Raw genomic sequence first — 12,350 nt, forward strand, 5'->3', positions numbered from 1 at the left:
CAATCGGCAATCAAACAACCTATCGCTGTGTCCGAAAAAACTTGACCAGCACACCCGCCCCGGCTTCAGTTCCAGTTCCAGTTCCGGCGCCAGGCCCTGTGTCGGTGTCTGTGTCTGTGCTTGCACCTACAACCAACAGCACAACAGGCGATGTGGCACTTAATGCTGATAAACAAACTTTGGCGAGCCCGAAGGCCAGTATCAAGGTGGTGGCACCGCCCCTCACAAACCTGCCCAAAGCTGGTTTCATGTTTTCCTTGCCCGGGACCTTGCTAAGGGCCATCGAAAGCAGCCTAAGCATGCCCAGCGCTATGAGCTTCGATGGTGCTGCACTTCCATCCTGGTTGCGCTTTGATGCCCGCTCTGGCAGCTTTACTGCCAGCAATATTCCGGAAGGTGCCCTGCCCTTTCAGGTGCTGCTGAAGGTAGACGGGGAAGAGACCTTGATAACGATCTCCGCGGATCAGAGCTGATCTACTCCTCTACAGGCGTAGCAAGGAGGACTGGTAGCGCTCCGCTTTGCAGAAAAACGAAACGCAATTTCACCAAGTAACGGTTCAAAGGGTTCCTCAAGGGGGCCGACGGCGCCAAAGAGGTGACTGAGATTCGCGGCAAAGCCGGTTTCTCGTTCTGGCGCCCGGCGCGACGCCGGGGAGCCGCAAGCCAAGGTTTTAGTGATCGCGCTTGTGCGTCAGCGCATCGACCATCGGTGAATGCACGAAGCTGCTGCATCCGAGGCTTCCCCGAGTCAATCACAAGAGGCTGTATCGGCTGCACGGCACAGCCTATCTGCCCGAGCGCATGCGCTAGACGTGATGCCTCGAAAAGTCGCCTCCCCGCCCTTGTCTGGAAGATCGGCGTTACGACGATTCAGGACTCAGAGAAAAGAATGAACAAGTGAATAGAAAAGTCCTTGGCTCAACAAAAAAGCCGGTGTCGCATCCCGCGACACCGGCCTTGCGGGACTAACTTTTGACTTACTTGTCAATCGAGAAGCCGAAGCTTGCTGTCGTGTCGGTGGTGGTCTTCTCACTGCCAAACACCGTCAGCATGCCGCCCGCGCGCATCTGCACTTGCGACTTGCTGGCGCCGGCAACAGGGCGATAGCGATTACCTGGCAAGGGCTTGTTGATCGACAGGCTGAAGCCGTCGTCGCTGGTGTAGCTATTGGCTGCTGCGTCAGCGGCAGTCACGGTAACCGTTTTGGCGGCGGCCATGGCGGTCGATGTGAACAGCGCCAAATTGGCGGAGCTGACGCTGCCGGAGTTGCTCCAGGCTGCCGTTGCCTTGCCGACGCCAGGCAGGACCAAGGCCGTACGCTTGCTGAGCACTTCGATACCGTTCGAACCGGCGCCCGCCTTCACCAGCATCAAACCGCCATCGGAAGTGCGAACTGGGTAGGCCAGTTGGCTGTCGATTGACGACTTGAAGGAAGCGCTGGCCGAGTCGGCTGCGAATTTTCCGGTGCTGCTGTTGCCGGTGGCGGCTCCGTTGCAGTCAAAAGTGCCTGCGACGCTGGTGCATTCCTTGTTGGTAAACGCGCCATCGGCCGCAATGGTGACGTCTGAAACATTGAAGTTGGACATGGCCGTACCCGAGGCACGAACAAATCGAGCTCGGTTCCAGGAACCGGCCAAGTCGGTCAGGGCCACCGTGTTGCCAATGGGGTTCGGTATCATCAGGCCGATGGTCGAGTCGTTCACGGTTGTCGACGTCTTGCGATAGCTGGCGATGTTTTCAATCGAGCTGAGTACCAGGTCGATGGCCAATGTGTCGCTGCCGGTACCGGTGAAGTGGCATGCATCGTTGGCCACCGCCGTCAACGCGGCCGTGACGCTGCCACTGGTCCACAGACCGTTGTTGCCGCTCCACGTCAATGTCACCGTTGATGCGTTGCCGCGTTGGTCGATGACGATATAGCTGCCGTTACGAGCCGTTGGGCAGGACGTAGAGGGCGAGGTCATCAAATTCGAGACCAAGGCAGATGAGGTCGTCGGGCCCGAGAGCTGTTGTGAAACAACAATCGCGTTTTCCAACTGTGCCAAGCTGACCTTCGCGGTGCTCAATGCTGCGCCGAGGGCCCTGATGTCGCTGCTGCTGATGGCCCCCCCCATGGTCTCGGTACCTACATTCAGACGCAGCCCGCTCAAGGCATTTGTCACGATCGACTGTGCGTTGCTGATGCCCGTTGCAGCTGTAGCGGAGGCCACGGGAGCGTAGCTTGCAAAGGCGGCAGCCGGGGTGTTACTAACACCCAGCGCCTTTGCCACGACCATGTCGGTCAAGGGCGTGATGTTGGCGCGTGCGCCACCGACGCCGGAACCATCATTCATTGAGTAAAGTGTCGAACCGTCGGCCAGTTGCACTTGCAACATGCATGGCAGAGCGCCGCCCGCAACTGGAATCGAGAAGGAGCCGTCGGCCGCCGTGGTGCCAGACGCCTTAGCCCCAGCGCACTTCACATTGACCGGTGCGGAAGCAATGGCTGCACCGCTCAGATTGAAGGCAGAGCCAGAGATCGACATGGTCATCGGCGCTTCGTAGGGAGACAGACCACCGCCGCCCCCACCACAGGCCACCATGGCGGCAGCGGCAAGCAGACTGATGAGCGCAGGCTTTGCGCCGAGGTTCTTGGTATTCATGGTGTTGGACTCCTAAGCAATCAACGAAGAACAAGGCTGCATCAAGGGAAGAAGTTTGCAGACTTGCAACTGAATTTGCGCCCATCTTGGCCTATGGTTCGGCGGGGCTGCGTGTGCGTCTTGCTGGCAGATCGCACTCGATTTGTGCGCCCAGGCTCGTTTGTAGGGCAACGCGAACGGACGGCGATACGGGTTGCCCCCTAAGTCGTGCAGGCTTAGCAGAATAGTCCTTGTCTTTGCCTGTTATGTCCCGCGACCCAGGCCCGGCGGCCGGAGAAATTGAAGCATATGTGCGGTGCATAGCGACGCGGGAAACAGCCGTCTGCCGGGCAATTGATTTGAATCCGATCCGGCCGGCCGTGTTATTTTTTTTGACATGACGTCAAATTTAGACGGCATCTGCCAAAGATATCTGGCCGCCTCAGGTCGAGGTCCTGTTCGCGGCCAGTCCTTAGTGCAAGATTGAAGAAGTTCCCGTGCAGCGCGGATTTGTTCAGCCGTGCCTTTGCATCGCAAAAATTCAGCCGCGAGGCCGCAGCAATTCTTAGTGCACTGACCGGCAAGCGGGCGCAAGCTCGCTGCGCGCATAGGCTGCGGCCACTTCGACCAGCGGACGGGGCTGGATCTTGCCGGCCTGGCCTTCGCAGCCGAACTCCAGGTAGCGCTGCTTGCAGACAGCCTTGGCGGCTTCGCGGGCGGGTTTGAGCCATTCGCGAGCGTCGAATTTTTCGGGGTTCTCGGACAAGAACTTGCGCACCGCCCCGGTCATCGCCAGGCGAATATCGGTGTCGATATTGATCTTGCGAACGCCATGCTTGATGGCTTCTTGGATCTCTTCGACCGGCACACCATAGGTCTCCTTCATGTTCCCGCCGTACTGGCGAATCTGCGCCAATAGCTCTTGTGGCACGCTGGAGGAGCCGTGCATTACCAGATGGGTATTGGGGATGCGAGCATGGATTTCTTTGACCCGGCCGATGGCCAGCATATCGCCGGTGGGCTTGCGGGTGAATTTGTAGGCACCATGGCTGGTGCCGATGGCGATGGCCAGCGCATCCAGGCCGGTGGCCATGACGAATCGTTCGGCCTCCTCGGGGTCTGTCAGCATCTGGCTGTGCTCCAACTTGCCGACTGCACCGATGCCGTCTTCTTCGCCGGCCTCGCCGGTTTCGAGAGACCCCAGGCAGCCGAGCTCGCCCTCGACCGTCACGCCAACCTTGTGCGCCAGGGCCACCACTTGACGGGTCACGTCGATGTTGTAGTCGAAGCTGGCCGGTGTCTTGCCATCGGCCATCAATGAGCCGTCCATCATCACCGAGCTGAAGCCCAGATCAATCGCGCCTTGGCAAATGGCCGGTGTCTGTCCGTGGTCTTGGTGCATCACCAGAGGGATATGCGGGTAGGCCTCCAAAGCGGCCTGAATCAGGTGCTTGATGAAGGCTTCACCCGCGTACTTGCGCGCGCCGGCCGAGGCCTGCAAGATCACCGGTGCACAGACCTCGTCGGCCGCGGCCATCACGGCCTGGACTTGCTCTAGGTTGTTGACGTTGAAAGCGGGGATGCCGTAGCCGTGGTCGGCCGCATGGTCCAGCAACTGGCGCATGGAAACGAGTGCCATGAATTGATCTCGATGGAAGTAAGGGGTTCAAACGGCCGTACCAGACGCTGCGGACCGGGCCGTATCGAAAGGCCCGTGGTTGCTGTTGGGTGGCGGCGAAGGCGACTTATTTCAGCTGGGGGGAGAACCACAAGGAGGCGTCGTCAAGCGGCGTTTCTTTCGGCAGCAAGGGGTTGCGCAACTCGATGACGCGGCGCTGCTTCAGGTTCAAGGACTCGATGGCGAGGCGGTTGTATCTCCAAAATATGGCATCGAAGCTCCCATCTTTCATCATCTTGCGCAAGCCCAACTCGACCCGGTTCTTTAGCGCCATATTCGACTTGGCGAAGAAAAAATAGTACGGCCAGGGGTAGTGGAACAGTAGCTTTTCTTCGATGGCCACTTGCGGCAACTCCTTGCCGTACAGGCTCAAGTCCAACTGCACTTGCCCCAGGCCACGCGGCAGCAGGTCGAAGCGCTGATGATCCAGCATCTTCAATAGGTTGTTGAATTGGCCTTCCATCACCGGAATGCCATGGCCCGCATATACCTTGCCGTCGTCCCAACCCACGCCCTGCCCGACCGTGAACTTGCGTAAATCCTCGGCGCTCTGTACCTGCGCGAACCTGCCTTGATCAGCCTTGCGGATCAGGGCAACTCGGTAGCCCAACAATCCCTTGCGCAACGGAATTCGAATGGGCACAAAGTTGTGCTCCATTTCCATCGAAGTGGTGTAACAGAGCACTTGAATTTCGCCTGCCTCAAGCCTTCGCCGGTCGCGCAGTCCGTTGGTAAATACCTTGGACTTCTCTAAGACGAAGGGCCCGTACTCTGGCTCGGTCTTCTCGAGTGCAAGCCGAAGTATTTCCCTGACATCGTCATAGCGATAGCCTTCCGCATTTTCACCGGCGGAATACACCACCCTGGTGGGCTCCGCCTCCGTGGCGTGCACAACATGAGGAGCCAGGATCAGCCCGCAGGCCAGCAACAACACGTCAAGCAGGGAACACTTCATTTCGATGGCTCCTGTAGCTTCCTCGCGGTGCCGCCAGCCATTGCCGCCGGCACCTCGGACCCAGCCTCCGGGACTACTTCAAGTCGGCCATTGCCACGTGGTCCATGTCACCGAAGACTTGGTTTTCACCCACCATGCCCCAGATAAAGGTATAGGCCTGGGTGCCGACACCCGAATGGATGGACCAACTCGGGCTGATCACAGCCTGCTCGTTGCCGAGCACGATGTGGCGGGTTTCGCTGGGCTGGCCCATCATGTGGAAGACACGGGCGTCATCGGCCATGTCGAAGTAGCAATAGACTTCCATGCGCCGCTCGTGGGTGTGGCAAGGCATGGTGTTCCAAAGATTACCTTCTTCCAACTGTGTCAAACCCATCACCAACTGGCAGGTATCGACCACGCCGGGGATCAGGTATTGATTGATGGTGCGGCGGTTGCTGGTGCGTGCCTCGCCCAGCGTGACCTTCTTGGCCTGCTCCAGCGTGACCAGTCGTGTCGGGTAGGACATATGCGCCGGGGCGCTATTCAGATAGAACTTGGCGGGCTGATTGGCATCTTGGCTGGTGAAGCGCACATCGCGAGCACCCGAGCCGATGTACAGGGCATCGCGCGGGCCGACCGCATGCTCGACGCCATCAACGACCACGAAACCTGCGCCGCCGATATTGATCAAACCCAGTTCGCGACGCGCCAAGAAGAAGTCACTGCCGATCAACTTATTGATATTGTCAGGAAAGCCCACCGACTTCGTCACCGGCTGAACACCTCCAACCACGATGCGATCAATATGGCTGTAGGTCAGCGTCAGCTCATCGGTAACGAAAAGTTTCTCGATCAAAAACTCGCGGCGCAGACCGGCGGTGTCGAGTTGTTTGGCGTGTTCTGGATGGATGGGGTTGCGGATTTCCATGAGCAAATTCCTAGAAAAAAGTAATTCTCAGACGACGCGCTTAGCACGTCGATTTGGCGCGTTATTCGATGCGGAGGCGACGCCCATCAAGACAGCACCAAAATGCCTTGCAATGATGAGATTCGTGCAGGGTCAGACCAGGTGGCCAGCAGTTCTCCGTCAAGGCCAAACTCCAGCAACTGCTGCCCCTTGTTCCCGTTGTCTGGCCCATGGCCTTGCCAATTGGCGACCAGCACAGTGTTTGAGGGGAGGAATTGGAAGGCGGCGTAGAAAAACGGCGCGACTTGGGATGGCAACTGTTCGGCGGTGCCGAAGCGCCGGATCAAACCTCCGTCGGCGTCAAATTGCGCAAAGCAAGCGCCGTATCCGGCGGTCACCAGGGTGCTGCCGTCAGGCATGCGCTGCGCCAGCCAGGCATGTTCGAAGCCATCGGCCACAAACTCGCGACGCAGATTCAAGTCAGTGTCGGTTTCCAGGATCCGATCATTGGTCGAGAGCAGATAGCTGCCCTGCGGCGTCAGGCGCATCAGGCGCACATAGTTGCCATCACGCCGGGCGTTTTTCAGCACGTCGAACTCACGGTTCAGCGTCAACACATTGACGCCGTCAGTGCCGTCTAGATTCATGCCGGTGACCAAAGTACTACCGTCGGGACGGCGCGTCACTGCTGTAACGCCGCTCCAACGATCGCAAACGGTCAACACCTTGCCGCTGAAGATATTGACTTCAAAGAAGCCGCGCTCAAAGCCGACCAGTGCTCGGTCCCAGCCAATCCGCTGCATATCTCTTGCACAAGGGAAGTCAGCCAGGTCCAGGGTCCATCCGAAGTCCGGCTTGGCAGTATCGATCAGGTACAACTGCTGCCGCCCCTCATCGATGCCTAACAATTGATGATTCATGGTCAAGCGGCCTCTGCTGCCGCGTTGTTCAAGGAGGGGTTGCCGGTGAGCTTGTTGGCGTTCGCGCTCAGCGGCTCTGGCGCCTGATGGCGCAGCACCACAAAATTGAGCAACACCGCCAGCGCAGCAAAGATGCTGCTACCCAGCAGGGTCAGCTTGTAGTCGTTGCCATTCAGGTCCAGCACCGGGCCCTGCACCAGACTCACAGCCAGGGTCGATAGGCCGGTCACCATGCCCGCGGCCGAGGCGAATTGAGAGAACCTCATTTGTGGAAAAAGCATCATGGGCAGCGAGGCCGCCGAGGTGAAGTAGGCGCCAGAGATCACCACATGCAGGACGTAAAAAACGCCGAAGCTGTTGACGTCGTGGATCATCAAGTAGCCGCACAACATCACCGTCATGTAGACGAGCAAGGCCCCGGTGGCCACCCGCAAGGCGTTGAAGCGGTCAACCAACCAGCCAATGAAATAGGCCAGACCGATCGACACCCCATAGGAATAGGCCGAGAGCTTGCCCAAGGTTTCTTTGGGCATGCCCAAGTTGCCGGCATACCATTGGTAGAAGGTGTTGAACGGGCTGGGTGCCAAGGTGCCGATGGCGATGGCCGCAAAGGCCCAGCGGTAATAGCGCTGCGAAAAACACTCGACAAAATAGGTCTTGGCGCCGGCCACAAAGCCCTGAGCCGCAGCATCGTCGGCGGTGTCCTCGGGCGCAGGATATTCGCCCTCCTTGACCATCAAGCACATCAAGGTAAAGGCCAGGCCAAAAAACAGACCGATCGAGACAAAAATCTCCATCAAATGGGTTTCGGTCAGCTTGAAGATCCAGTAATTGAAGATGATGCCGGCGCCAAGGCTGATGCTGCGAAACAGGCCAAAAAACCGACCCAGCAAACCCTTGGGCACCACATCGTTGATCAGCGCTGTGAACATCGCCAAGGTCAGCACCGCCACGCACTCGAAGACCGTCCAGAACACGCAGAAAAAGCTCAGCACACAAAAGTCCAGCCCGGGCGAGAGTTGGCCAAGCAAGTGATGCAACTGCGTGCCCAGCCAGGGCGTGAAACCTAAGCCGACCATGGCCGCCGCTCCGATGGGCGTCGGGATGATCAGAAAGGGAATACGGCGACCCCGGTCGCTACGATAGCGATCCGACTTGAAGGACACCACCGGCACCAGCAGCAGGCCAATGATGGCCGGAAAAGCTACCACCAGAATGGACATGGTGGTCGCCGAGGCGTGGTGCTGGCGCAGCAACTCCATCACGCTCGGCACTGCAGCCCGCTCACGCATCGCGATCGCAAAGTCACCAAACAAGAGCCAAAGGAACAGGATCAACAAGCCGCCGGCCGTGTAGACCAATGTGCCTGCAACGCGGTTCTGGCTTGAAACGCTCGAGGTTTCAAGCGCTGATTGCAGGGGCACCGGGACGGCCTTCGCCCCAGAGTTTGCTGATGACTGTGTCATGATGTAGCACGCTTTCGAATTGTTGTGCCCTTGCTCGACTGAAGTCGATGCTTGTCTCGGGCTCTGGTTTTTTGCCCCAGATTGGCTTCTTCAGAGTCAGCGCTTAGCCTAGCAACTCACCAATGTGGCGTCCAATGAATCCGGTCCACGCGGGCCAGCGCTTCAAGGTAGAAATAGTCGCCCCAGAGGTTGGCTTCATCGACACCACGCCCATGCGGCTTGTGATAGACGCCGTGCAAGAGCAGTGCTTTGGTGAAGGACAAATCGCCGACGCAATTGGCCATCAAGCCGTCCAAGATGCCCAGCGCCTCGGCGCGATAGCGACTGCTTTGCGCGCCCGGCGGCAGTTGCTCCGACAACTCGAGCAGACCGCAAACGGCGATGGCCGATGCCGAACTATCCCAGCTTTCGCCACTACCCTCGCCGAAGCTCAAGTCCCAGTAGGCAACGCCATTCTTGGGCAGGTGCTCAAGGAAGTAGTCGGCCACGCGGATCGCGGTATCCAGCAAGTTCAGCTCTGGCGCGTGCTTGTGGTTCAGCGCAAAGCCATAGATGCCCCAGGCCTGTCCACGCGCCCAGCAAGAACTGTCCGATGCACCCTGGTGGGTGCTGCCCCGTTCGGGCTCGCCCGTCGCCGGGTCAAAGTGGTAGGTATGGAAGGTCGACGCGTCGGGGCGCACCAGATAGTCACGCGCTTTGGCGCAGTGGGCGTCTGCCGCAGCCTTGTATTTCGGGTCCTGTCGCACTTCGCCGGCCCAACGCAACAGCGGCAGGTTCATCAAGCAATCGATGATCATGCGGCCACGTTGGGCGGGATCATTCAAGTCCCCCCAGGCCTGGATCACCCCGGCCGCCGGCAGGTAGCGACTCATCAGCTCATCGGCAGCCTGCAAGGCGCTGTCCTTGGCCAATTGGCTACCGGTTAGGCGATACGCCGCAACGCAAGACGGCGTGTACAGAAAGCCCAGGTCATGCGTTGCCAGGTCTTCACGCAATTCCAAGCGGCGCGCGAAGCTCTTGACATGGTCTTCGGCCACATCGCGAAAGCCTTCGCCACTGCTCAACTCATAAGCCATCCACAACTGACCGGTCCACAGGCCGGTTGTCCAACCCACGTTTGAGCCATCGGCAAAGCCTTCTTGCACATGAGGTCGATAGACATTGCCGATGGTGTTGTCACCCGGAAAAACGTCCCGGAAGTTTTCGCGGTTGGCAAACAGTTGCTCGACGGCCGTATCCAAGGCGCGCCGCACCCGGTCTTGGAGACTCCCGGTCGAGTATAGAGATGGGCTCATGATTGATGCTGAAACTAGAGTTCGAATGAGTGAGGGAGGCGAGGCGCCGACTCAGCGTGCCAGCCAGCCGCCATCGACCACCAAGACATGGCCGTGGATATAGCTCGAAGCCGGTGCGGCCAAGAACATGGCCGCGCCAGCCAGGTCAGAGGCCTGACCCCAGCGACCGGCCGGAATACGCTCCAGAATCTGACGGTTGCGCTGCTCGTCTTCGCGCAAGGCCTGCGTGTTGGCGGTCGAGATATAGCCCGGAGCGATGGCATTCACATTGACGCCGCGCGCCGCCCATTCATTCGCCAAGGCCTTGGTCAGGCCCACCACCGCGTGCTTGCTGGCCGTATAGGAAGGCACTCGGATGCCGCCCTGGAAGCTCAACAGCGAGGCGATGTTGATGATCTTGCCGCCCTCTCCGCGCTTCAGCATCTTTGCCCCTGCGAGTTGCGACAAGCGCCAGACTGCGTCGAGATTGACGGCCATCACCTGAGACCAGTCAGACTCAGGAAACTCTTCGGCCGGTGCACGGCGAATAGTGCCAGCGCAGTTGACCAAGATGTCCAAGGCGCCAAGTTCCTTCTCGACCGCATCGACTACCCACTGCGCACCAGCGGGTTCGGCCAAGTCGGCCCTCACCACCAGCACACCATCCTCGCGGACGCGAGTGACGGCATCTGCGCCGGCCGTTTCGGTGTGCTCGGTGACTGCAACCTTGGCGCCCGCCTTGACGTAGGCGGCAGCAATGGCGGCGCCGATGCCGCTGGTCCCGCCGGTCACCAAAGCGGTCTTACCTTCGATAGAAAACAGTTCAACCATTGTGTTTCTCACTAAGCTAATCAATCGCCACGCGGCGAATCCATGCAGCACAGTCGGTAGGGCCTCGCCGAACCTGATGTCTTGCCGCTCTATAAATTCGATCTCAGGTCGTTCCGCTGCTCGTTGACGTCGGGAACTCGGTCGAGACCCACTCGAGAGGTCCATGGCGCTCGACCGTCTCAAAAATCAAGCTTGCATTTCCGGTCCTTGAATCGGGCCGTTGTTCTCGGTGGTTTTCGTTTTTCACCGAGCCGAGAACCTTGTAGGCATGGTGCCAGCCGGGAATGTGGGTGGCAATTACGAAACTTGCTTTTCGGCCTTGCGACTTGCGCCGAATCCGTATCGCAAGGGGACTCGCCGACAGTGCTTTGTCTGCGCCGCCCTAGGCCGCGAGCGCACCAAACTGCGAGCTTTCGCGGCTCACCGATGCCTTGTCGCGGTACTCGCGCGGGGTGCAGTCAAGTTCGCGGCGGAATACCGCATTCAAGTACTGCACGGTTGTGAAGCCGCAACTGACGGCGACGTCGGCAATCTGCGTGTTTTCGTTGGCGAGGATCTTGGTTGCGGCCTTGAGCTTGTATTTGAGAATCTCGGTGTGCACGCTGTGGCCCAATTCGCGCCGAAAATGGGCATCCAACGACGACCGGGACACGCCCACATAATCCGCCACCTGCTCGGTCTTGATGCCTTGACAGGCGTACTGCCGGATGAAGTGCATGCCGCGCATGACGCTCGGATGGCTGAGCGACTGGTGGCTGCTGGAGGCCTGCACATTGATGCCCACCGGGGCCACCAAAACGCGCGAGTCACGGACCCGACCTCCACTCAGCATCTGGTGCAGCAACTGGGCCGCGGTGCGGCCAATTTCTACCGCGCCTTGTATCACCGAACTCAAGGGGATGCGCGTCAAAACGCGGGTCAATGGGTCGTTGTCAATGCCCAGCACTGCGACCTGCTCGGGCACCGGGATGCCGGCAATTGAGCAGGCCTGTAGCAGCTGTCTGGCGCGCGCATCGGTGACAGCAATGATGCCAATCGGCTTGGGCAAGCGCTGCACCCACTGAATCAAGTTCTGCTCTGCATCGACCCAAGTGGGGGCGGCTGTGGCATGACCGCGGTAGATCTCAGCCCAGAGGCGGTCTTTTTGCATCAACTGGCAAAAAGCACTCTCACGCTCTTGGGCCCAGCGGTTCTCGCCCGACTCAGGCAGGCTAAACAAGGCAAAGTTTCTCAAGCCACCTTCGATCAGGTGATCAAAGGCCATGCGGATCAGCGCTTCGTTGTCGGTCGCCACATAGGGCACACCCGCCGGGTATTTGCGCACATCCTCATAAGAGCCGCCGACCGCGACCACCGGGATCTTGATGTCGGCCAAGGCCTCGCAGATCTGCGGATCATCAAAGTCGGCGATGATGCCATCACCCACCCAGGTATCGATACCATTGAGGCGACACCTAAAGTCCTCCTCCATGAAAAGGTCCCAGGCGGCGCGTGTGCTTTTCAGGTAGGAGGCAATGCCAGAGATGACCTCTCGGTCGTAAATCTTGTTGGCATTGAACAGCAGAGCTATCTTGTGGGTCGCCGGCATCTTCATGATCGAATCTCACCTATTAATCACGATCTATCGGACTGGCTGGGCAAGGGGCCCCGCCGGGTTCTACGCTCTTCACTGCAGCGCACCGAGCAATCGCTGTCGGTTACTCCACAGCGATTGCT

The 12,350-nt window shown here is 59.1% G+C and carries 9 protein-coding genes and 1 pseudogene; 1 reads left to right on the forward strand and 9 read right to left on the reverse strand.

Going from position 1 to position 12,350, the window contains the following annotated elements; translation table 11 throughout:
* Positions 1 to 473 (forward strand): annotated as a pseudogene (locus tag ACOVRJ_RS03850) (hypothetical protein); the annotation flags it as partial.
* Between the two features lie 504 nt (positions 474 to 977).
* Here the strand turns inward: ACOVRJ_RS03850 and ACOVRJ_RS03855 are convergent.
* The 9 genes from ACOVRJ_RS03855 to ACOVRJ_RS03895 form a co-directional block, all read right to left on the reverse strand.
* Positions 978 to 2,642, reverse strand: coding sequence for a hypothetical protein (locus ACOVRJ_RS03855; RefSeq protein ID WP_422042577.1), 1,665 nt, complete (start codon positions 2,640 to 2,642; stop codon positions 978 to 980).
* Between the two features lie 544 nt (positions 2,643 to 3,186).
* Positions 3,187 to 4,260 (reverse strand): class II fructose-bisphosphate aldolase, encoded by a 1,074-nt coding sequence (gene fba / locus ACOVRJ_RS03860; RefSeq protein WP_422042578.1) that lies wholly within the window; start codon positions 4,258 to 4,260, stop codon positions 3,187 to 3,189.
* 106 nt (positions 4,261 to 4,366) lie between these two features.
* Positions 4,367 to 5,233, reverse strand: coding sequence for an amino acid ABC transporter substrate-binding protein (locus ACOVRJ_RS03865; protein WP_422042579.1), 867 nt, complete (start codon positions 5,231 to 5,233; stop codon positions 4,367 to 4,369).
* Positions 5,234 to 5,327: 94 nt separating this feature from the next.
* Positions 5,328 to 6,164 (reverse strand): 5-dehydro-4-deoxy-D-glucuronate isomerase, encoded by an 837-nt coding sequence (kduI, locus tag ACOVRJ_RS03870; RefSeq protein WP_422042580.1) that lies wholly within the window; start codon positions 6,162 to 6,164, stop codon positions 5,328 to 5,330.
* An 86-nt stretch (positions 6,165 to 6,250) separates the two neighbouring features.
* The gene (locus ACOVRJ_RS03875; RefSeq protein ID WP_422042581.1) at positions 6,251 to 7,063 is read right to left on the reverse strand and encodes a hypothetical protein; all 813 of its coding nucleotides are present in this window, start codon (positions 7,061 to 7,063) and stop codon (positions 6,251 to 6,253) included.
* A gap of 2 nt (positions 7,064 to 7,065) precedes the next feature.
* Positions 7,066 to 8,487: an MFS transporter gene (locus ACOVRJ_RS03880; protein ID WP_422042582.1), complete on the reverse strand. Its 1,422-nt coding sequence runs from the start codon at positions 8,485 to 8,487 to the stop codon at positions 7,066 to 7,068.
* Positions 8,488 to 8,645: 158 nt separating this feature from the next.
* Positions 8,646 to 9,824, reverse strand: coding sequence for a glycoside hydrolase family 88 protein (locus tag ACOVRJ_RS03885; protein WP_422042583.1), 1,179 nt, complete (start codon positions 9,822 to 9,824; stop codon positions 8,646 to 8,648).
* Positions 9,825 to 9,875: 51 nt separating this feature from the next.
* The gene (kduD, locus tag ACOVRJ_RS03890) at positions 9,876 to 10,634 is read right to left on the reverse strand and encodes a 2-dehydro-3-deoxy-D-gluconate 5-dehydrogenase KduD (RefSeq protein WP_422042584.1); all 759 of its coding nucleotides are present in this window, start codon (positions 10,632 to 10,634) and stop codon (positions 9,876 to 9,878) included.
* 382 nt (positions 10,635 to 11,016) lie between these two features.
* On the reverse strand, positions 11,017 to 12,228 hold the full coding sequence (locus tag ACOVRJ_RS03895) for a XylR family transcriptional regulator (RefSeq protein ID WP_422042585.1): 1,212 nt from the start codon (positions 12,226 to 12,228) through the stop codon (positions 11,017 to 11,019).
* Positions 12,229 to 12,350: the final 122 nt, after the last annotated feature.

Source organism: Roseateles sp. (assembly GCF_049240545.1).
Taxonomy (GTDB): domain Bacteria; phylum Pseudomonadota; class Gammaproteobacteria; order Burkholderiales; family Burkholderiaceae_C; genus Paucibacter_A.